The organism is Mediterraneibacter butyricigenes, assembly GCF_003574295.1.
GTDB lineage: Bacteria > Bacillota > Clostridia > Lachnospirales > Lachnospiraceae > Mediterraneibacter_A > Mediterraneibacter_A butyricigenes.
Map to the genome: position 1 here is coordinate 1,364,223 of NZ_BHGK01000001.1, position 22,019 is coordinate 1,386,241.

At 43.7% G+C, this 22,019-nt stretch carries 21 protein-coding genes; 4 read left to right on the plus strand and 17 right to left on the minus strand.

Going from position 1 to position 22,019, the window contains the following annotated elements:
• Positions 1–416: 416 nt before the first annotated feature.
• Positions 417–1,502 carry an L-lactate dehydrogenase gene (locus KGMB01110_RS06650; RefSeq protein ID WP_119297878.1) on the plus strand — a complete coding sequence of 362 codons (1,086 nt, stop codon included), beginning with the start codon at positions 417–419 and terminating at the stop codon, positions 1,500–1,502.
• Between the two features lie 429 nt (positions 1,503–1,931).
• Here KGMB01110_RS06650 and KGMB01110_RS06655 read toward each other — a convergent pair whose 3' ends face one another.
• From KGMB01110_RS06655 to KGMB01110_RS06670, 4 genes are all read right to left on the minus strand, one after another.
• Positions 1,932–3,137 carry a tyrosine-type recombinase/integrase gene (locus KGMB01110_RS06655; protein ID WP_009244191.1) on the minus strand — a complete coding sequence of 402 codons (1,206 nt, stop codon included), beginning with the start codon at positions 3,135–3,137 and terminating at the stop codon, positions 1,932–1,934.
• Positions 3,138–3,204: 67 nt separating this feature from the next.
• The gene (locus KGMB01110_RS06660; protein ID WP_004844108.1) at positions 3,205–3,390 is read right to left on the minus strand and encodes a helix-turn-helix domain-containing protein; all 186 of its coding nucleotides are present in this window, start codon (positions 3,388–3,390) and stop codon (positions 3,205–3,207) included.
• Positions 3,383–4,519: a replication initiation factor domain-containing protein gene (locus tag KGMB01110_RS06665; protein ID WP_005333721.1), complete on the minus strand. Its 1,137-nt coding sequence runs from the start codon at positions 4,517–4,519 to the stop codon at positions 3,383–3,385. Before KGMB01110_RS06665 ends, KGMB01110_RS06660 begins: the two co-directional genes overlap by 8 nt.
• 114 nt (positions 4,520–4,633) lie before the next feature.
• Positions 4,634–4,966 carry a hypothetical protein gene (locus tag KGMB01110_RS06670; RefSeq protein WP_009244196.1) on the minus strand — a complete coding sequence of 111 codons (333 nt, stop codon included), beginning with the start codon at positions 4,964–4,966 and terminating at the stop codon, positions 4,634–4,636.
• A 283-nt stretch (positions 4,967–5,249) separates the two neighbouring features.
• On the opposite strand from KGMB01110_RS06670, the gene KGMB01110_RS06675 reads away from it, so the two are divergent.
• Positions 5,250–6,089 (plus strand): helix-turn-helix domain-containing protein, encoded by an 840-nt coding sequence (locus KGMB01110_RS06675; protein WP_117537929.1) that lies wholly within the window; start codon positions 5,250–5,252, stop codon positions 6,087–6,089.
• Positions 6,090–6,259: 170 nt separating this feature from the next.
• On the opposite strand, the gene KGMB01110_RS06680 is transcribed toward KGMB01110_RS06675, so the two are convergent.
• The gene (locus KGMB01110_RS06680; protein ID WP_004844112.1) at positions 6,260–6,628 is read right to left on the minus strand and encodes a hypothetical protein; all 369 of its coding nucleotides are present in this window, start codon (positions 6,626–6,628) and stop codon (positions 6,260–6,262) included.
• Positions 6,621–7,262 carry a hypothetical protein gene (locus KGMB01110_RS06685; protein ID WP_242995281.1) on the minus strand — a complete coding sequence of 214 codons (642 nt, stop codon included), beginning with the start codon at positions 7,260–7,262 and terminating at the stop codon, positions 6,621–6,623. The genes KGMB01110_RS06680 and KGMB01110_RS06685 overlap by 8 nt, the downstream gene beginning before the upstream one ends.
• 475 nt (positions 7,263–7,737) lie before the next feature.
• Here KGMB01110_RS06685 and KGMB01110_RS06690 point away from each other — a divergent pair, with 475 nt between their 5' ends.
• Entirely contained in the window at positions 7,738–8,160 is a 423-nt protein-coding gene (locus tag KGMB01110_RS06690) for an MATE family efflux transporter (RefSeq protein WP_330508057.1), read from the plus strand.
• 67 nt (positions 8,161–8,227) lie between these two features.
• On the opposite strand, the gene KGMB01110_RS06695 is transcribed toward KGMB01110_RS06690, so the two are convergent.
• The 10 genes from KGMB01110_RS06695 to KGMB01110_RS15025 all read right to left on the minus strand — a co-directional run bounded on the left by KGMB01110_RS06695 (position 8,228) and on the right by KGMB01110_RS15025 (position 20,737).
• Positions 8,228–8,935, minus strand: a complete 708-nt coding sequence (locus KGMB01110_RS06695; RefSeq protein WP_117604207.1) for a transglutaminase-like domain-containing protein — start codon at positions 8,933–8,935, stop codon at positions 8,228–8,230.
• A gap of 735 nt (positions 8,936–9,670) precedes the next feature.
• Entirely contained in the window at positions 9,671–10,603 is a 933-nt protein-coding gene (locus KGMB01110_RS06705; protein WP_117604206.1) for an alpha/beta hydrolase, read from the minus strand.
• A 60-nt stretch (positions 10,604–10,663) separates the two neighbouring features.
• Positions 10,664–12,034, minus strand: a complete 1,371-nt coding sequence (locus KGMB01110_RS06710; RefSeq protein WP_119297880.1) for a citrate/2-methylcitrate synthase — start codon at positions 12,032–12,034, stop codon at positions 10,664–10,666.
• Positions 12,035–12,378: 344 nt separating this feature from the next.
• Positions 12,379–13,245 carry a 16S rRNA (adenine(1518)-N(6)/adenine(1519)-N(6))-dimethyltransferase RsmA gene (rsmA, locus tag KGMB01110_RS06715; RefSeq protein WP_117604204.1) on the minus strand — a complete coding sequence of 289 codons (867 nt, stop codon included), beginning with the start codon at positions 13,243–13,245 and terminating at the stop codon, positions 12,379–12,381.
• 171 nt (positions 13,246–13,416) lie between these two features.
• Complete coding sequence (locus KGMB01110_RS06720) at positions 13,417–14,178, minus strand: TatD family hydrolase (protein ID WP_119297881.1); 762 nt, start codon at positions 14,176–14,178, stop codon at positions 13,417–13,419.
• A gap of 20 nt (positions 14,179–14,198) precedes the next feature.
• Positions 14,199–16,241 (minus strand): beta-propeller domain-containing protein, encoded by a 2,043-nt coding sequence (locus KGMB01110_RS06725; protein WP_119297882.1) that lies wholly within the window; start codon positions 16,239–16,241, stop codon positions 14,199–14,201.
• A 4-nt stretch (positions 16,242–16,245) separates the two neighbouring features.
• A complete protein-coding gene (locus KGMB01110_RS06730) occupies positions 16,246–16,992 on the minus strand; it encodes an RNA polymerase sigma factor (protein ID WP_170141697.1) in 747 nt (248 codons plus the stop codon).
• Positions 16,993–17,175: 183 nt separating this feature from the next.
• The gene (locus tag KGMB01110_RS06735; protein ID WP_117888753.1) at positions 17,176–19,446 is read right to left on the minus strand and encodes a hydratase; all 2,271 of its coding nucleotides are present in this window, start codon (positions 19,444–19,446) and stop codon (positions 17,176–17,178) included.
• Between the two features lie 152 nt (positions 19,447–19,598).
• Entirely contained in the window at positions 19,599–20,600 is a 1,002-nt protein-coding gene (locus KGMB01110_RS06740) for a hypothetical protein (RefSeq protein WP_119297884.1), read from the minus strand.
• Positions 20,558–20,737, minus strand: a complete 180-nt coding sequence (locus tag KGMB01110_RS15025; protein WP_119297885.1) for a hypothetical protein — start codon at positions 20,735–20,737, stop codon at positions 20,558–20,560. Before KGMB01110_RS15025 ends, KGMB01110_RS06740 begins: the two co-directional genes overlap by 43 nt.
• A gap of 239 nt (positions 20,738–20,976) precedes the next feature.
• Here KGMB01110_RS15025 and KGMB01110_RS06750 point away from each other — a divergent pair, with 239 nt between their 5' ends.
• Complete coding sequence (locus KGMB01110_RS06750) at positions 20,977–21,219, plus strand: TIGR03905 family TSCPD domain-containing protein (RefSeq protein WP_117604199.1); 243 nt, start codon at positions 20,977–20,979, stop codon at positions 21,217–21,219.
• Positions 21,220–21,506: 287 nt separating this feature from the next.
• Here KGMB01110_RS06750 and KGMB01110_RS06755 read toward each other — a convergent pair whose 3' ends face one another.
• Positions 21,507–21,995, minus strand: a complete 489-nt coding sequence (locus KGMB01110_RS06755) for a DUF6147 family protein (RefSeq protein ID WP_119297886.1) — start codon at positions 21,993–21,995, stop codon at positions 21,507–21,509.
• Between the last annotated feature and the right edge of the window lie 24 nt (positions 21,996–22,019).

The following is a 22,019-nucleotide window of genomic DNA, read 5'->3' on the forward strand; positions in this document are numbered from 1 at the left end:
ATTTCTTTTATCAGGTCAACATATTTTAGACATAATTTCTTCGTATACTATAGTCAGATAGTTGATAAAGCTATCGCCCCTCATAAAAAATAGCAGGCAACGAGGCCGATCTCGATGCCACATTTTACTCTCATTCCTTTAGATAACTAGAACGACAATGAAATCCCCGTTGGTCGAAAGACTGACGGGGATTTTCGTTGTCAGAGTTTTATTTTCAGGAAGTTCTTCCCATCATCATTTTCTTTCAAATCGGACATACTACTCCTGCAGGTTTTATTTTCAAAACTGTATTTCTAAATTTTTCTTTACGTGCTTCATTTTGAAAGTGTTCCTGAGCCTTTCTCTTTTATTTTTCAGGAAACTCTTTCGGCATTATGCCAGATTTTTGAATTTTAATTTTCAGGAGGATCTTTAATATGATAAAGAAGAAACATCATGCAACAATTGTCACCACATCCCAGGCTTCTGATGACAGCAGGCACACATCTGCTGCCACCGTATCAAACCGCGTTGGGTCAACTGACACAACGCCAGGCGGCTCCTCTGCGACTTGCGCCGGGGTCAACCTGCGAAAGGTTGCCATCATCGGCTGCGGTTTTGTGGGTTCCGCTTCCGCTTTCAGCCTGATGCAAAGCGGCCTGTTTTCCGAAATGGTTCTGATCGATGCCGACCGCGCCAAAGCAGAAGGAGAAGCCATGGACATCGGCCATGGGATCCCCTTTGCCAGACCCATGAAAATCTACGCCGGTTCCTATGATGATCTGACGGATGCCGCCATCATTATCCTGACTGCCGGAGCCGGACAGAAGCCCGGCGAGACCCGACTGGATCTGGTGCATAAAAATATAGGGATTTTCCAGTCCATTCTTCCCGAACTTTCTTCCCGAAACTGTCAGGGAATCCTTCTGGTGGTCGCAAACCCGGTTGATATTCTGACCTATACCGCCCAGAAACTTTCCGGCTTTCCACGGAACCGTGTCATCGGATCCGGCACGGTCTTAGATACCGCCCGTTTGAAGTATCAGCTCAGCCAACACCTGAGTGTGGACAGCCGCAGCGTCCATGCATTCATCATCGGTGAGCACGGCGACAGCGAGATTGCCGCCTGGAGCAGTGCCAATATTTCCGGGATTCCGCTGCACAAATTCTGTGAGATGCGCGGACATTACGCTCACGAAGAAAACGCTGAAGAAATCGCTGAACAGGTCAAAAACAGTGCCTATGAGATCATTTCCAAAAAGCACGCCACCTATTACGGCATCGCCATGGCCGTCCGCCGGATCTGCGAAGTCATCATCCGGGATGAGAAATCCATTCTTCCCATTTCTTCCATGATGCAGGGGGAATACGGTATCGAAGACGTAACCTTAAGCATGCCTGCCATCGTCGGGAAAAACGGAATTGAAACAAAAGTCCCGATTTCCTTAAATGAACAGGAAATCGCCGACCTGCAAAAATCAGCTTCTACCCTGCGGCAGATTTTGGACGAGTGTAAAATGTAAACGCAAAGTATAACATTTCACAGGCATTGCGAATGCCTGCGTTTTGACAGAAATCGACAGAAGTCGCCGGATAAAGAGAATTTCTTAAAAAATATAAACGGGAATTTTATACTTTCATTATAAATTTTCGATTTCTTTTATGGAGTCAACATATTTTGGACATACTTTTTGAGTATACTAATCTCAGATAGTTGATAAGACAACTATCTCCCCCCTCATAAAGTAATGGCATCGAGAACAGGCTCGTTGCCACACTTTACTCTCATTCCTTTAGATAACTATAAAACAACGAAGCCCGTTAGCCCTTGTGGTTAGCGGGTTTTCGCTGTTCTGTACTTGTTGCAAAATCCGCTTCGGTCAAATCTCGGTCAAATAATTTTCTAAAGAAATGTTGCACCTTTTCTATTCTCTTTCTTATTCTTGTTCTGATTATATGATTTCCTTATACAAATTCTGTAATTTATCCATTTCCGATTTTGCTTTATCATCTGTGACGTGCGTATACAAATCCAGTGTGATTGCTATGGAATAATGTCCGAGGAATCCTTGTACTACCTTTGCGTCAATCCCGGCTTCAAAACAACGCGTTGCAAAAGTATGACGAAGTGCATGTGGATAAAAATGCGGAATCGGTATAAACACTGTCTTGTTTTTCTCTGCCTGCTTTTTTCGTTCCTTATTGATAGATTTTTCTATCCAGTCTAACGTCACTTGAAAGGTGTGTTCTGTAATCGGTTTTCCGTTCTTTCCAACAAACACAAGATTTTCAAATCCCTCTAATGGTTGCCATTCACTAGCTGACAACTGCATTTCTTTCAACTGAATCCACTGACGTTTTAAAGCCTTATACACACTGTCCTGCATGGGAATCGTCCGTATACTGTTCTTTGTCTTTGGTGTCTGGTACTTGAATACATACTTCTTTGTTTCCTTATCTTTGATATACACCAACGTTTTATTTACAGAAATTTCCCGTTTCCGAAAATCTACATCATCCCATGTAAGCCCAAGCAGTTCTCCGCCACGCATTCCCGTTCCGAGTGCTACCTGTATGAGATTCTCGTGTATTCTCTCCTTTGCGTGTTCCAATACTTCCCGTTGTTCTTTCACAGTCAGTACCCGTATCTGTTTTGTCTTTGTTTTGGGAACTTCCACTCCTGCACATGGGTTGAATGTAAGAATCCTGTTATGCACTGCATATTTGAACATAGCATTGAGAATATTATACACATCCCGTATAGTCTTTGTGCTGTAATCATCATCTGCCATATTCTGAAGCAGACGTTCCAAAATAATCGGATTAAAATCTGCCACACGTTGTTTTCCTATCTGCTTCTTTATGTAACGTCTGTAAAAATCATCATAACGTACTTGTGTACTCTCCTTGATAGTCCGCTTCTTATGGGTATTCAGCCAGATATCAAACCATGTATCCAGAGTGATATTATCGCCCTTTCCTTTCAACCCATGCTTGACTTCATAGCGTAAATCTTCCATTTCTTGAACTAACTTTTTTAAATCCGCATTATCTTTTGTATACGTTTCTCCTTTGTAATAAAACCGCCCTCTGTAAATTCCGCTTTTTCTCTGCATAATTCCCGGCGGTAATGGATTTCCTTTTAAGTCCTTGCCCAATCTGCACGCTCCTTTCCGTGCAAGGACTATCAGAACTGGTCTGACAGTATTATATGCTTATTTGTGTTTATACTGCAATTACTTCATATTTATTTTTCAGATTATGCCCTTCGTTTTTCTTCAAAAACTGGTCTAAAACCTCAGAGCGTATAAGAATCTTATTTCCAATCCTTATGACCGGAATCTTCTGCCATGTAATCAGCTTTCGCAGATTATTTCTTCCAATTCCCGTATACTCTGACGCTTCATTCACTGTAAGGGCTTTCTTTGTCTGTATCGTGTTCTGTGTATGTTCTGTCAAAGATTCTCCTTTCTTCTTCCCTCAAAAGGAAAGATTTTTTATAGTCCTCATATATGCGTTGTTGTTCTTCGTTCATCTGCCCCCGTTCTATTAGCTGGCGGATATAATCTCTGTTATCCAGTTTTCCGATTTTATCCATTAGCTTTAAAGAGGGCGAAACTGCTACGTTCAGCCACTGCCATGTTCGTTCCAGTGTCTTTTTCTCTGGATTCATGGTCAACTTTATCTTCCCTACATCCTGCATGAGTTCTTCCCACGGGGGATAAGTAGGATAAAGCCGTTTTCTTGTAACCGTGCTGTTTTCCGGCTTCTGTAAAAACCGCACTTTCTCGTTTAATACAGACAACGCAATCCGTGCCACATCCCTGTCTTTCAGAAGTTCTTCTACTAATCTGACCGCTTTTTTGTGCCGGAATCGAAGTTCATATCTGTTCCAGTCCGGGTTGAGTTCTTTTCCGAACTTTTCTGCCTGTTCATATCCCTTTTCATAGAATGTAATCCGAAAATCACTGTGTTTACTGCCGAGATATAGTGTTTTTCCCTGCGCTTCTATTTCATCCTCTTTCAGTCTATCAGAACGATTCTCTGCTGTATCACGCAACTGACTAGATATCAGCCCCTCGTTTTTCAGACGAATCAATTCCGGGATAGACAGATAAGGCTTTGTATCGTCGATTGCCAAGTCTATCCTCGGAAAATTCACCGGGTATCTGCAAACTCTTTCCAGAAAATCAAACCATGTTTCCTTATTCATCATAAGGAAATTTTCATAATTCCTGCACCCCGAACCACTCATAAGAATCTGAAATCCCTCATACTGTGCATTTCCTGTCGGTTTCAGAATCTTGATATTGTCAAATCTTGCTATCAGTTCGTGTCCAGCAATTCCTTTTTCCTTACCATGCAGTTCCATAAAACTCAGTGGAATCCGCAAGATATCTTCTATGATTATGAACACGTCTACACCTTTGACAGTAATCTGACACCAGTCAATCAGTGCTGTCAAATCTTCTTTCTGACGAGTTACCCCCCTGTTAGTATAGGGGGGTTCTGAAATTTTCATTACCTCTGTTATCATCATCCCTGCCTTTCGTAGTATGCCGTGGCTTTCGCCACGTTCCCGGAACTTCCTCTACTCCCTTTGCTCCTTTCACGCTGTACGGAGCAGTCCGCAGAGAATTTCCGGGAACAGTCTCTACACGTTTCCTTTTCCGGTAACAACACGGATACCCTTGCAGGAGATTCTGTCCACCAATACCGGGAAGTTTCCTCTCTGCACATAAGGGGCATATACCGCTTCTTCTAGTTCTACCACTGTGTAAGGCTCTACCTTTGGAAGTTCTGTTGCTTCCAGACGGATATCTACGCTGTTTCCAAGTTTCATGCTTCCGAGGTGAAGTTTCAATGCTTCCACTTCCTCGGTTTTCTTCCGGGTTTCCTTATCATACTTGTAGCAGTAGTCTGCTCCCATGTAACGGAGTTCCCCGAACGCTTCTCTGACCTGTTCTTTTGTCAATGTAATCTGCATGCTACATTTCTCCTTTTTTGAAATCATGGTGAATGAGTGTCTGGTAAGTGTGACAAGTCCTTTTCATATCCACGTCTATATTTATTTCATTACTTTTCTCCTTACCTCTTAACCTCATCATAGACCTATTTTTTCTTCTTGTCAACAATTATTTTACTTTTTCCCTTACTTTTTATTTTTGTATTTCAAACGCTTAACTATATCTTTTTATAACTTATTATAATTTTACCCTTACATTTATCCTTATCTTGTGTTATGATGAAAACAGAAACGAGGTGTGCATATGTTTGTGAATAAAGAAGCAGTAGGAAAACGAATTTTACAGATACGCAAGAAATACGGTTACAGTATGCAGAAGTTTGGGGAAATCATAGATAATGCCCCGAAAGGCTCTGTAAACAGTTGGGAAAAGGGTGTGAATCTTCCCAATGAGAAACGCTTGAAGCAGATTGCCACGTTGGGCAATATGACGCTGAATGAACTTCTGTATGGTTCATTTAAAGAATATGTAGATATGCTTATCACAGAAAAACTGGGGATTGAACTGCCGGAAGAATTTACCAGAACTTTCTATTCTCTTTTAGAGCAGAACGGATTTACCTACGGGGATGATATCGAAATTGTCCGGCTTGTAAACGGCTTTCTGACTTATCATAACCTTACAACAAAAGAAACCGCCATTTTCTATCAGCCAACTGCATACTCCGGCGATTATTTTGACGGTATCATACAAAAAGCGGATTCTTCCGTTCTGGTCTGCCGGGCATATGCAGATAAGGCAAACAACACCTTACATATCATTCCGGCTTTTGAGAATGGACAGACTGAGGAAGTAGCAGACTTCTTTCATGCACTGAAAAGCATAACCGCTCCACACAACAACAATTATTTCACTTCCGGCTTTCTGACACTCGGACTGGCATTGAGAGATTCCAAAGTAATTATCTATGGAATTGATGAAAAACAGGGAACAGCACAGGTAATCCCTTACGAATATGATTGCGAATCAGACGCTTATATCCAGAATGAACATCTGGCATATACCAGACAGGATAGCTTTTTCCGAGAAGCCACGAAAGAAGCGGTCTATCGGAAAATGCAATCCGACAGAAGTAACCCATAAGATAAACAAGAGGACTTGCAAGGTTTGTGACCTTTCAAGTCCTCTTATGTATCATGATGGTATTGGCTGTGTCCGTTCCGTAAAGGACTGCCCTACGGCGTCTCGGCTTCGCCTTGTTCCTTTACCTCACTAATAATAATGTTCTGATAGCAGAACTCTTACTTATACTTTTATCTTACTATTCTTTCAATTTTTACCGTTTCACCATCAATATTATACTTAAAAAAATAAAATTTAATAACATTTCCTTCTGATACTTGTTCTAGATCACCTTTACACTTAGTACAATCTAAACTAACTTTTGTCGTATCAAAAAATAGACTACTTTCTTCCTTCTCATTTAGTTCTATTAAAAGTGTATCAAAAGTTTTCTCTACAACAACCCCACTCAAATGAAACCAATGAGAATTATCATCTCCACTAGAACGCAACTCCATATTTTGACGATTCTCCTTAAAAACATTTCCTTTTACGCCAAGCACAATTAATACTATTGCAAGCAAAAGTATGATTAACAAAATCAATCGTTTCTTATCCATTAAATGTAGCCCCCGATATGTCTGTCCAACTATCAAAATCAAAATTCAAATAACGTACTGTATCCCCCCATCCATCAAATACCATCAATGTATGTACTGTATTTCCAGAATTATATGCTCGCAAAGTTGCATATCCCTCTGCTGCCATTGAATGCCCCGCACGTTCTCCAGTATCACTGCTAATTATACCACAATGGACAACTGCTATATCTCCTCTATCAATGCAATTAGTGAAAAAATTATAATTGGGACTATAGTCAGTATTTTGTGTTACAGAAACATTCTTTCCAGCACAAAAGTCCACAAATCCAGGTCCAATATTGCCAATAGTTGTTGAACCATATGTTATTCCTCCACTCTCCGATGAAACTGTCGTTCCTGTTGAATCCCAAATATCCATATAATCACCTGCAATATCTGTATAATCAACAGCATTATAATATGCACCACATGCTAATAATGCACTAACTGCACATGCATAATGTCCTGTTACACTTTCTATATACGGCTCATTAAAGGAAATAAATTCTTGAAGATGATTTGTTGAAACAAGCGTGTAGTTTTCATAAACTTCAGCAACATCTAGCAAAACCTCATCCCAAGTAGCTGGGTCTTTTCCCCTACTCTCATTCAATGACAGTACTGTTTTTTCTAATGTTTACTTTAATAATATATCTTATTTCCTATTTTGTCTATATTTTTTTATGTTTATTTCAAATATTTCATTCTATTTTATTTTTATCAAACTATTTTCAAACAAATCCAAACAAAGAATCTCGGGGCAAATTTCGGTCAAATCAGGATAAATAAATATAACACTTTATATGTAAGTCAATTTTAAAAAAGCCTGTAATTCCGGGCTTTACAACACTTTGTAACACAATATAAACCAGTTCGATAATCCCTCATTCCTTTAGATAACTATAAACACAACGAAACCCGTTAGCCGAAAGGTTAGCGGGTTTTCGCTGTCCTGAAAGTACTATAACCGGTTCTGAATCCCGGAAAATCACATTGCTCTTTCGATGATTTCATCCTTTCCTTCCGTCTTTTTCAGTTTCGTTGCTCCGAGGCACGCTCCGGAAGTGCCTGCCGGATCTTTTTTTCATATGTCCGGCAACAAAAAACAGACCTTATTTACCGGAATCGGTGTCGGCCTTTCCGTCGGATGCCTGGTCTTTCTGCTGGTCATGTTCAAAGGAGATCTGCTTGCCGGATTCTTCACCACAGATGCTCCGATCATCCAGAGAGCCTTTGAATACCTGCGAGGATTCGGTGCAGAAACCATCGTCACCGCAATTCTGTTCAGCATGATCGGATATTTCAACGGAAATAATCAGACGGTATGGGTCATGACACAGGGACTGATCCAGACACTCCTGGTTCGACTGCCTTTTGCTTATATCATGAGTATTCAGCCCAATGCCAGCCTGACCATGATCGGTCTGGCAGCACCGGTCTCCACAACCGTCGGAATCGTACTGAATGTGCTCTACTATCTCCATCTGAACCGCAAGGTCAAAGTTTCCTAGCGACTTGAGCCAATAGATTCCATACCAACTTTCGTTTCCCGCATTTTGACTTTTTTACATTTTCGAATCATTCGTTCCTACTTCGGATCTTTCTTACATTTCTGTTCATCAAATGTCTGCCAAGATTTCTGTAAGCGAAATTTTTCAGGGCAGACATTTCCTGACAGTGCGCTTCCAACAATTCATCCGGCGAATCATATACTCCAAAGTCCTGTACAATCCCCTCACTTTGAATATACGTATTGTTTCGTTCAAACTCGATGATCGGATGCTGAAAATCCGCAACTGCCACACCATATCCGCAAAAAGCTCCCTTGCAATCACTGTTCAAAGTCTGAAGATTTTGCAGATATGTTCGGTCAAGGATAAATCCTTCTAATTCATACCATCGTTCTTCCAGACAGACCTCCACCCAACTGTGTAAAATCTGTGCCGGTGCCTTTCTATATACCATTCCGGTCATGGCGCCTTTCTGCAATTTCTTATCGATGATAAATCCATGGATCCGGCAGGGAATCTCACATGCCCTGAGCAGAGCCATGAACAGCGTTCCTTTGGTATTGCATTGTCCATAACCATCTCGCAAGACTCTTGATGCCGGGACAGTATCATCCACATTATATCCAAACAAAATCTCGTCCCGCACAAAATCATAAACCGCTTTGATCCGTTCATATTCCGGCAATTCTTTCCATTTTCGCTCCTCGATCAGTTTCTGAATATTCTCTGTCTCATAATCCAACATACGCGTAGCTCCCAGATACTTTGGATTCATCCCGTGCCCTCCCGTAAACATTCTCGAATACCATCCGTTGACATATCCCCATCACTCATTTCCGGTGCATCTCTGCAATTTCATCGAAATCTATGTCAGATAGAAGATGAACGCTCTCACTGATATAATGTTAGTCACAACTTACTATATATCATATTTTAACATGGATCTTTTCATTTTTATATAGACTTCTGCTTATTTCCTTGCGTTCCCTTGTGGTCAGGCATCGAATCAAGTATAATAATCATTACTATGATTAGAAAATTACAGAACACAGATATACATAGAATATGAAAATAATGAAAAAATACACGCGCCATCTCATTTTATCAACGAGAAAATTTTGTAATTCAGTGTGAAAGTTTCGATGAAGCCACTGGAGAAAAAGATTATGTGATGGCATGGCAACGGAATGCTTGAAGAATTACCCAATGATAAATATGGATAAATGTTCGAACAGCATCTGTAGAGGAATTTGCATGGGCAGTTACCTGAATCCTGGAAATTTTTCGAGTAATGGATAGAAAATGTATGGTATTGAGCGCACACCAAAACTCCCCGGATAAGGCAAGGTATGTAATTGCCCGATCCGGGGAGTATCTACATGTCACAGGATTCATTCTTCCCGGAATTACTCACTGCCATGTATTTCTCATTTTATATTTTTCTTTCTCAGCGTTCTGTTCCGATTCTGTCAGGCGACATTTGAACCATCGGATCACTTTATCTCTCTTATCACTTGATTCTCTCCTCCAGCCACACATACAGATCCTCATAAATCTGCTGCCGGTCTGTCTCATTTAACAATTCATGACGGTCTCCCGGGTACAACTGAAGAGTAATGTCCTTGATTCCGGCACGTTTGTACCGTTCAAAAATCTTACGAACTCCTTTTCCAAATGCCCCTACCGGGTCGTCGCTGCCCGCTGCAAGCAGGAGCGGTAATGTCTTCGGAATCATGAACACAGCCTCTTTGCGCTTGATCTTCTGCATTCCCAGAAGCATATTATAATAAGCATTCACTGTAAACATAAAGGAACAAAGAGGATCGTGCACATATTCCTGCAATTTTTCCGGATCACTGGTCACCCAGTCTGCACGGGTCTCTGCCGGTTTGAAATGGCGGTTGTATGCACCGATCGCCATATTATCCACCAGCTTACTGCGGAAATGCCATCCCCGGAAAAGTGCTGCCACCTTACAGATTGCACGCCCCAGACGCAGAGTCAGATTGGAATGGTCTGCTGTCACTCCAATCAGGATCACACCTGCCAACCCGTTACCGTAGAGTTCCATATACTGTCTGGTAAGCGCAGATCCCATGCTGTGTCCCAGAATAAAATACGGAACGTCGGGATATTTTGCCGCAATCCGCTGACGCAGGGTATGGATATCCCCGATCAGACAGGTATTGCCGTATCGGTCACTGAAATAACCATATTCCGATTTACTCTGGACGGATTTGCCGTGGCCCAAATGATCATTTCCAACCACATAAAATCCTTTCTCACAGAGAAATCTTGCGAACTCGTCATAACGGTCTACATATTCCACCATACCATGGCAGAGCTGCAAAACTGCCCGTACTTCTCCTTCCGGTTTCCATTCAATTGTGTGAATCTCTGTATTGCCATCCTTCGATGGAAAATAAAATTCGTCTTTTTTCATGGAGCAGTATCCTCTTTTATCTGTTTCTTTTATTTTCTGCTGTTTTCATCCATTTGTCTTTTAGCGATCTTTCAGTTTTACGTATTCTTTATAATCTGCCAGCGGTTTGTATGCCGGACGAATAATCTTATCCACATTCTCCAACTCTTCCAGTCGATGTGCGCTCCATCCTACGATACGTGCCGTTGCAAAAATCGGAGTATAGAGCTGTTTCGGAAGATCCAGCATACTGTATACCAGACCACTGTAAAAGTCCACGTTTGCATTAACTCCCTTGTACATCTTACGCTTCTCTGCAATGACTTCCGGTGCCATATGCTCTACCAGCTCATACAGTGCATACTCTTTCTCACAGCCTTTTTCTCTCGCAAGCTGTTTTACAAATTTCTTAAAGATATCCGCACGAGGATCCGATACGGAATAAATCGCATGACCCATTCCATAGATCAGTCCCTTTTTATCAAATGCTTCTTTATTCAATAAAGCTTCCAGATAACGACGAACCTCATCTTCATCGGTCCAGTCTTTCACCTGTACTTTCATGTCCTCAAACATCTGGGTCACTTTAATGTTGGCACCACCATGTTTCGGACCTTTTAAGGAAGCCATCGCTGCTGCGATCGTCGAATACGTATCGGTTCCGGAAGAGGTTACCACATGGGTCGTAAAGGTGGAGTTGTTACCACCGCCGTGATCCATATGAAGTACCAGTGCCATATCCAGAATCTTTGCTTCCAACTTGGTATATTTCCGGTCTTCTCTCAGCATCATCAGAATATTTTCCGCCGTGGATTTTGTCGGATCCGGTGCGTAAATGTACAAATCCTGTCCCATCCGGTAATTATAGGCATGATAACCGTATACCATCAGCATCGGGAACTGGCTGATCAGGTTCAGACACTGACGAAGTACATTTGGAATCGAAGTATCATCTGCCTTATCATCATAAGAATACAACTGCAAAATACAACGTGCTATATTATTCATCATATCATGGCTGGTTGCTTTCATAATTACATCCCGCACGAAAGTCGGCGGCAGCGATCTTCTCTTGCCCAACAATCCATTAAAATCTGCCAGTTGCTGCTCTGTCGGCAGTTCTCCGAACAGAAGCAGGTACGCGATCTCTTCAAATCCGGAATGTTTCGCATCCAGGAATCCTTTTACCAGATCCTTAATATTATATCCGCGGTAATACAGATTACCCGCACACGGAACCTCTTCCCCGTTCACGATCTTCTTCGCACATACATCGGAAATATTGGTCAGTCCCGCCAGAACCCCTTTTCCGTTCAAATCTCGAAGTCCTCGTTTGACTTCATATTTCGCATAAAGGTCTCTCTCAATGTTGTTATGCTCGATACATAATTTTGCTAAATCATTAATTTCCGGCGTGTTTTCAAATAAAATCTGCTCTATTTTTTCTGCCATTCAACTGCTCCCTTCTCATTTAACCACACGTCTTCACCGGACTTTCCGGCCGATTCCGGATCTCTCGCCTTCTACTATGACTCATCCTTTCCTTACCATTTATCTCACCGCCAGCCTTATCTTACTCGCTGTGGCAGGTTAAGACTTGCCATATTATCTTATTCAGCTTTTCGGTCCTCTTTTGCTTCTCCGTTTCTCATAACATTTATATCTTTCATCACTTTAATAATATCTCCTGACAAGATGCTGCCATCCGCCAGGAGATTTATCCGATTACAATATTATACTAAATATTCTCAATTTGTACAACTTTTCAAGTATTAAAACTTTGTAAACTAACATTCTTACAAAGCCGTCAGATAATTTGTGATCTGTGCAAATTCTTCCAGAGTCAGGGCCTCGCCTCTTACATTCACCTTCTGACCGGTCGAAAGGATTGCCCCCTCGATCTGCTCTTTGGTATAATCCAGTTCCGGAGAATTCTTCATCCCGTTTGCCAGTGTTTTTCTGCGCTGGTTGAAAGACGCTCGAATGATCCGGAACATCAGCTTCTCATCCTCCACCTGAATCGGTGGCTTCTGATAGCGGGTGAGACAGATCACCGCAGATCCAACCTTCGGTCTCGGCATAAAGCAGTTCGGTGGTACATTTGCCGCAATATAAGGGGAAGCATAATACTGTACCGCAAGAGAAAGTGCACCGTAATCCTTGGTTCCGGGTCCAGCCTGCATCCGATCTGCCACCTCTTTTTGCACCATAACTGTAATGGAGCTGACCGGAACCTGATTCTCAAACAATCCCATGATAATAGGGGTTGTAATATAATACGGAAGATTTGCTACCACCTTTAACGGCTTCCCGTCATTTTTTTCCTGTGCCAGCTTTGCCAGATCTAGTTTCAGCACATCTTCATTGATCACTTCCACATTGTCAAACCCTTGCAATGTATCTTCCAGGATCGGAATCAGGTTCTTATCGATCTCCACTGCCACTACCCGTCTGGCCGCACAGGACAGATACTGCGTCATCGTTCCGATTCCCGGTCCAATCTCCAGCACCATATCGTCTTTTGTGATACCTGCTGCCCCGATGATCTTGTCGAGCACATGGGGATCGATCAGAAAATTCTGCCCGAATTTCTTCTGAAAATTAAAATGATATTTTTGCAATACCGCAATGGTGTTCTGCGGATTTCCTAAGGTTGGTTCCATACCTGATTCTGACTCCTTCTTTTTCTCTTTGTTCCATTCTCTTCTTTATCTACTACATTAATTTTACGCTTCTTGCATTCTTTCCTCAACTTCGCTCTGTATCTTCATTCCGTTCAGGTTTCATTCTCTGCTTTTACTCAGAATTTCCCGGATCTGTAGATTCATACACCATCAGATTCCATAGAATCTCTTTGCATTTTCCATGGTAATACGCTCCACTTCTTCTTCCGAAATGCCTTTCAACTGTGCGATCTCCTGCACCACATATTTCAGCCACAAAGACGAGTTACGCTTCCCCCGGAAAGGTTCCGGACTCAGATAAGGACTGTCTGTCTCCAGCACCAGATGTTCGATCGGTACTTTTGCTACCGTCTCCTTTAATTTCTTTCCGTTTTTAAAGGTTACGACTCCTCCGATTCCCAAAAGATAGCCCATCTTTACATATTCCAAAGCCATCTCCGGCGAATAGGAATAACAGTGCAGCAGAAGTTTCCCCGGTCTGCCATAATCTTTTAAGATCTCCATCGTGTCTGCTGCCGCCTCCCGGCTGTGTACATTCACCGGAAGATCCAGTTCTCGCGCCAGCTCCAGCTGTCTTACAAACCAGTCTTTCTGAAGTTCTCTTGCTTCCTTATCCCAGTAATAGTCCAGACCAATCTCGCCAACGGCTACGATCTTCGGCTTTTGCAGCAGTTCTTTCATTCGGGCGAACTTCTCTTCATTCAGATCTCCCACTTCATCCGGATGGACTCCGATCATCCCGTAAAGAAACGGATACTTTTCCGTCAGGGCAACGACGGAATCCCAGGAAGCCACCGTGGCACTTGCGTTTACCACGCCACCAATTCCCTGAGCCGGCATTCCCGCCAGCAGTTCCTCTCTGTCCGGATCAAACTGTTCGTCATCATAATGTGCATGTGTATCAAAAATCATCGTTTTTACCTCTTATCTTATCATAACACGATATCATCTATTTTATCAAATGTATTCAGATCAAAGGACTCTACTGCATTGCCCTGTACCAGATAGAACCGGTTTCCGGCATACAATCCCCGGATCTCGGAACCGTAACTGTTCACTTCTTTATCCAGTACACAGACAAATCCTTCCTTTTCATCATAACGATAAATGAAGTAATGGGTACCGTCACCATACGCCGAAAATCCAATCAAGTTCTGCTTCGAATCGATCGCTGCCAGTTTGTAATTATAGGAAAGATCTGTGGCATAGAAGCCTTCCAGTACCGTCTTTTGCACTTCTGTCACATCTGTCGGATCCGAAATGTCAAACAGAGACAACTTCACTCCGTCCTGAGCTCCTGCCTCGTCCGTCTCCATTCCGATTCCCAACAGCCTTCCTTCCCCATATCCGTGAAGATAATCTGAAAATCCCGGAATCTTCAATGCTCCTAAGATCTTCGGATTCTGCGGATCGGACAGATCCGCAGAAAACAACGGATCCACCTGCTCATACGTCACAAAATATGCCGTCTTCCCCATAAACCTTGCGGAATATACCTCTTCATTCGGTGCCAATTTTTCGATCTTTCCAGTTACATTCAGCTTCTTATCCAGAATATATAAAGCATTGCTGGATCCATTTTCTTCTACAGACGCATCGTACAGTTCAATACCCCCGTCTTTTCCGTAATGATACACAGGGTTCACCGTCGTAACCAAACGAAGATTACCGTCATACTCGTCGATACAGAAGGAATCTTTCACCTGCCCCCAGATTTTGGTCTGGGCAACGCCTTTTAACTTGCCTTCTTTATAGCTGATCTTACGAATCAGGGTCTGATCATAATCTTCCTTTTCATCATACACATATTCATAAACATAAATATTGTCTTCGCTGACATAACAGTCACCGCCATTGGATAAAATGGCTTTGCTGTCGATGATCTGAGTCGGATCTTTCAGTGAGAAGGATCCCACCACCAGAAACTGGTTGGTTCCGATAGTTCCCGGCAGGAAAATACAGTTGCTGGCGATCGTCTTGCCCTGAACCGTCGGGATATAACTTTCCGCCACTTTTCTGTTTGCATTATAATCAGCATAATAGTCACTGAACAGATAGATATAATCTCCACTGATCCGCACTGTCCGGTAATATCCGCCAAGCTGTACACTCCCCAGGCTCACCGGTTCCCTGCGGTCAGAAAGATCATAGGTTTCTGCCACGGTATAACTCTGATAATCCGCTCCATAAGCACTGCTGTCCTCAGCCTGATCGGAATTCTTCTGCACCGTCTCGTTATAAAAGACCACCAGTCGGTCATCTTTTACATACAACTCTACCGGATCTGTATTTCCTCCAATCCGGATCATTCCAAGTTCTTCCATCTCCGGGTTCCGGATATCCAGAATTCGGATCTTATTTCCATATAAAATGTAGAGATAGTTTCCATCCGTCTTTACAATGTCCGCCTCTCCAACTTCTTCCTCCCGGGTATTGGTATCCAGATATCCTGCTCCGGATGCTACAGCCTTATCTGTTCCGTTTGACGCAGCGCCACCTTCCAGCGTTGCGATCTCCTGTGACCCATTTGCCGAAACTCCAAAATCACTGTCCACCGCACTGTCCGCTGTGGACGCAGAACTGCTGGTGGATTCCTTGTCACTGTCAGACTGATCGCCTAACATCTCATTATAGACTTCTTCATAATTCTTCGCAGTCTCCACTTTAGCAGACGCTTTCTGATCTTCCAGTTCTTCGATTGACACCTTTGCCTGCTCTTTCACCTGGTCTGCGGTCTTCGTCCCCAGATTCAGCTTCCAGATACCGGTACCGGCAAGTCCCACCACAAGGATGGCTGCTGCCGCTACTACCGCATATTTCCCAATGAGTCCTGTATGTTTCGTTTCTTTCCGCATTTCCTCGCTCACCGCTTCCAGACGCTTTTCCATCTCCTCCGGCTTCAATCCTTCCGGGATCTCCGTCTCCTGACAGGATGCTTCTATTTCTTCCAGTAATCTCTTTTCTTTTTCATCCATAAGATCACTTCTCCTTTTCCAGACTCTTTCTCATCTTCTCCAACGCCCGGCTCCGTTTGGAACGAACGGTTGCCGGATTCAGTGTCAGACTCTCCCCGATCTCCTTGCTGTTATATCCTCCGAATACAGACAGACCCACGATCAGTCGTTCTTCTTCTGTTAATTGCAGGTAAGCTTCTCTCACTTCTTGATACTTAAGCACAGTCTCTTCCGGTCCCGGAACCACGTCCGGATCGCTTCCGATTGGTCGGGGATCCATTTGCCCCCTTCTGCCCTTAACAGCCGTTCCAACTTTCCCCTTCTCTGCATTTTCCGGAATCTCTGCATTTTTCTGTATTTCAGAGATTCCCTCTGCATCCAGGTTTCCTGCTACGTCGCTGTCTCCATTTCCTTCTTTTCCTGCAGACGCTCCGCTTCCATCCGTACAGCCTACCGTGTCCCTCTCATTCCTATGTACGCTGTAATCCTGATGCTTCTGTCGCTCTAACAGATGTTTCTTACAGACATTACTCAAAATCCGAAACATCCAGCTTCCAAAAGCCTCATCCTTCTTCAAGCCAGACATATAGCGAAAAGCACTGAGCACCGCCTCACTGACTGCATCTTCCGCATCCTGCGGATGCTTCATCATTCCAAGAGCAAACCGGTACAGATCCCGATAAATCTTTCCGTAAAGACAGGCAAATGCATGGGCATCCCCTTTTTTCGCCTTTCGGATCCAGAGCCTGTCGGTTTCTTCAAACTGATACATGAAGCTCCCTCCTCTCCGTTCATATTCTCTTTTATAATATAAGAGTCTGAAACGCCAAAAAGTGTTGCATCTTTTTCTCATTATATCAAAAAAGATGCAACACTTTCTTCTACTATTTCTATTTTTTATTTTTCTTCGTTGTCAACATCCCAGAGTTTTGCGCCTGTCCACTCTTCAAACATTTTAACCTCTATAATAATTGATCAGGCATCCTTTCAGGATGATCTCACGTTCTGTGTCCGTCATATCTCCTAACTTCAACTGAATTTCTTTCAAATTCTCTCCGTCAACCACATAAGCTTTGATCTCAGAATTCTTGTCTTCTACTGCTTTGCGAATCTCCGGAACGAAAATGTAATCTCCATTCTTAAAGGACAGTGCTTCGTGATCTTCCTCGGTCAGAAACGGAAGCATTCCCCAGTTAATCAGGTTGGAACGATAACGTTTCGTTGCATATTCATTTGCAATATTCGCCCATCCGCCTAAGACTTTCTGGCAGGATGCCGCCTGCTCTCTTGCAGATCCATCTCCCGGTTTCACTGCAAAGATGGTGCTTCCTACTCCAAGGTTTCCCTCTCCGACTTCCGGGAAGTCTTTGCGGATTGCCGTAACTACCGGTTTCAGCTCTTCTAACGCATCCAGCGGACATGTTCCTGCTTCAATGGCTTTCTGCGCCTTCTGCACTTCTTTGGCACGTCCTACGTATGCAGGATCCTTTCTGGACAACGCAAACTCTGCCAGGCCCAGCGGATTGGAACGATAAGAAGAAGTCTCTCCTGACGGGATCAGCTCATCGGTTGTTGTAACCGGATCGTGGATCTCAGATACCACTTTCAGGATCAGGTTCTCCGGCAATGCTGACATTTCCGGCCAGTCCTTGATGTTCGGTCCAAACTTAATCTCAACAGACGGATCTGCAACTCCGTGACTATCGAAGACACGATTTGCATAAATCGAAGAATCAAAATGATATTTCTGGCCCTTATATTCCACATCCATTGCCGTAGCCGGTGTCAGGAATCCCTTATTTGCTGCGGTTGCTGCGATGGAACGTGCATCCATCAGTGCAACGGAAGAGATCTGTCCGCTCTGCAGCTTGGAGCCTTCACGGTTCGGGAAGTTTCTGGTGGAGTGACGGATTGACAACGCATTGTTTGCCGGTGTATCTCCAGCTCCGAAGCACGGTCCGCAGAATGCAGTCTTCACGATGGTTCCTGCTTCCATCAGATCAGCGATCGCTCCGTTTTTCACCAGTTCCATATAAATCGGAGTACTTGCCGGATAAACACTGAATGTAAATTCATCGGCTCCGATGTTTCTTCCTTTAATAATGTCTGCTGCCGCACAGATATTTTCAAATCCACCACCGGCACATCCTGCAATGATTCCCTGCTCTACATACAATTTTCCATCAATTACTTTATCCTGTAAACGATAATCCACTGCTCCATCCAGACTTACAAGAGCTTTCTGTTCTACATCATGAAGAATATCTTTCAGATTCGCATTCAGTTCATCAATGGTATATGTGTTGCTCGGATGGAACGGCATTGCGATCATCGGCTTGATCTCGCTTAAGTTTACATAAACCATGCCATCATAGTAAGCACATGCTCCAGGATTCAGTTCTTTATAGTCACCCTCACGTCCGTGGATCTCGTAGAATTCGCGAATCTTCTCATCTGTTTTCCAGATGGAAGACAGACAGGTTGTCTCTGTGGTCATAACGTCTACGCCGATTCGGAAATCTGCGCTCAGTTTTTCCACGCCAGGTCCTACAAATTCCATCACTTTATTGTTTACATAGCCATTTCCAAATGTAGCTCCGATGATTGCCAGTGCCACATCCTGCGGTCCTACGCCCTTCATCGGCTCGCCGTCCAGATAAATACCGATCACGCCCGGCATCTTAATGTCATAGGTCTTGTTCAGCAACTGTTTTACCAGCTCCGGTCCACCTTCTCCCATCGCCATGGTTCCCAGTGCTCCGTAACGGGTATGACTGTCAGATCCCAGGATCATGCGTCCGCCGCCTGCCAGCATTTCACGGGCAAACTGATGGATAACTGCCTGATGAGGCGGTACATAAACTCCACCGTATTTCTTTGCACAGGTCAGACCAAACATGTGGTCATCTTCATTGATGGTTCCGCCGACTGCACACAGAGAGTTGTGGCAGTTGGTCAGCACGTAAGGAATCGGGAATTTCTCCAGCCCGGATGCTCTTGCGGTCTGAATGATTCCGACAAATGTAATATCATGGGAAGTCAGCTTATCAAACTTGATCTGCAGATTTTCCATATTTCCAGACGTATTGTGGGCTTCCAGAATTCCGTAAGCGATCGTATTTTTCGCTGCCTCTTCCTTCGGGATTGGAGCCTGCACACTTCCGTTATCTTCGATAATCTCGGTGCCGTTTTTCAGATACACACCGTTTTCGTATAATTTAATCATAGTGCCTCCTTTGGTCTTTCCTGTCTTTTTTCTTCAACGATTAAAGTTCCCATAGGCATTATTTTATCATGACGTGATATTCTTGTAAAGAAGCGGACTTTGGCAATTCAGCGCGATTTTTCTTGTTTTTCAGGACTGCTGTTGCCTTTTTTCTATGCAAGAAATTCTTCCAGAATATGCCGGATTGCTTCTTCTTTCCGCCGGGTTTCTTCTTCCGACATGGCAACCCGTCCTCCGCTCTCTTTCTGTCCACCGTCCCTCAGAACGTTTTCCCTCTGCATACTTTCTCTCTGTATACTTTCTCTTTGTACATTTTCTTTTTGTACATTTTCTTTCTGTGCATTTCCTTTCAGAAAACCTCCCTGCTCCGGTTTCTTAATCATCTCCCGAACCGCCTGACGGGCATTTTCGCCCCGATCCCGAACGATTTCTCTGCGCTCGGCATGCGTTCCGTTTTCCATACGATCTGATCCGGACACGCCCGGATTTCTTTGCTCTTCCTCAATCTGAATTGCCAGTGAATCGGCATGCTCTGCGCCTCTGTTTTCCATCCCTCTTGCGTCTGCATTTCTTCCTTCCGTCGCTCCCGTTGGCTCCGGGCTGATTACATTTAATTTTTCCCGCTCATAAGTCCGCACTCTCTGATTCCGGTGCACGTAGATATTTTCCAGAAAATCTACCATGTAAATTCGGATCATTTCCAGCTTATAAGATTCATTTGACAGGCGAAACAAGGTAAACAAAAGCACCACTTCTGCTGCACCGGTCATGCCATAGCGATACATCATTTCTCCCAGTCCCTGCTGATGATACCAGACCGCCATTCCAAACACCGCCAGCAATGCCGCAAACCAGATACTCTGCCTTTGCACCTCCTGCCAGCTATGTAAACGCAATCCCACGCATCGATACTCCCGCAGATATTTTTCTACGAAGACTTCAGGGTTGTCCACCGTATCATGTGCCAGGCAGGCATGTTCATATTTCGCCCGCACCAGTTTCATCAGCCGGTGATTACTCTTTGACATATTTGCCGCTGCATATTCCAGCTTCCTCGTTGCCGTACTGCTGATGATCTTCGCTAGGATTCCGATTCCTCCAACGACTGCCATCAGATAAAAGATTCCATTAGTTTCTGTCCATACATTCCACATAATCGCTCCTCCTGTTTTTCTCTGCACTGATTATAGCGCATCCACCGTCCGGCAGGTTCGATTATCGTATGCCATGATTCTACAAGTCCCTTCTCCTGAATGGATGATTTTGTCGGATTTTCCCTCTTTCCAGTCACTCCCTCTTTTCTTCTCCTTTCGTTTCAAGGATCGCCTGCTCTTTCAGTTTCGCTGTTTATCCGGTTCATTCGCTCGCCTCTTCCCGAAAATTTATCCGCCCCTTTTTCCTCAAGCACTCCCGGATTCTGTCGAACCCCTGTCGAACGTTTTTTCTCCGTCTGGTTTTTTTGGCTCAAGTCTGTTATAATCAACTTCGACAGAAAGTTCTATAATTTTCAGATAGGAGGTTGACTGACTTATGGAATACACTCCAAAAGGCGTCTGTTCACAGAAGATCACCTTTGAGATCGAAGATAACAAAGTGAAATCTGTTCGGTTCTATGGCGGATGCAGCGGAAATACACAGGGAGTTGCAAGACTGGTAGAAGGCATGGATGTAGACGATGCCATCTCCCGTATGGAAGGCATCAAATGCGGATTCAAATCCACATCATGTCCGGATCAGCTTGCACAGGCACTGAAAGAAGCAGCCGGGAAATAATTCCTGACTGCTTCTTTTTTAGACAAAGCTTAGACTGTTACATTAGAAAATACTAATTAGTATTTATGATACAATTCCAGAAAGGAATTGAGGCAGCCGCTCCAGTTGAAGCGCCCCTCGCGGGACTAAAGCATGTGGATTCTCAGAAATAGGTATCTATCTTTTTGCTCTTCCTATCGACAGTTCAAATCGATACATTTTCGCTTATGTTAATAGTTACCAAAACAACTGAAGCGGCTGGCGCAATCCCCTTCCGGGGATGCTCTGGTCATTGCAAATCATATCTACTAATCGATCTTGATACCGTCGGTCAAAGAATTTCCTAAATCCTTTTCTCCATCGGCCGGACCTGCGATGTGATCCGCATGAACCCGGTAGTAATATCCGCGGTCTACCGTCACAGTCTTGGAAGTACTTACGTAATACGTGTTTTCATCCTCTGCATTCCACGCAGTGACTCTTTCCCACTTTCCAGTCTCTTCATTATACTGATCCACATATACATTAACTCCCACATAATCTACAGTCATGTTCGCCGTAGTAGATGCATACACATAAATCCTTCCTCGTCCTGCTTTGCTGATTGAGCAGTCGCCGGTCATCAGGTATACGCCCCGCATCTTCAGTACTGCTTTTCCTGCTGATGAATCTCCCTCTGTCAGATAAGATCCATCGATCTTTTCTCCCTCGCTGGCTTCTACGCTTTTTCCCGTAAGCATGACCAGACAACACATCAATGCCAGCGCCATGATCACCGGCAACCTTCTCTTTCGCATGGTGTTCTCCTCCCTCGTTCTCTT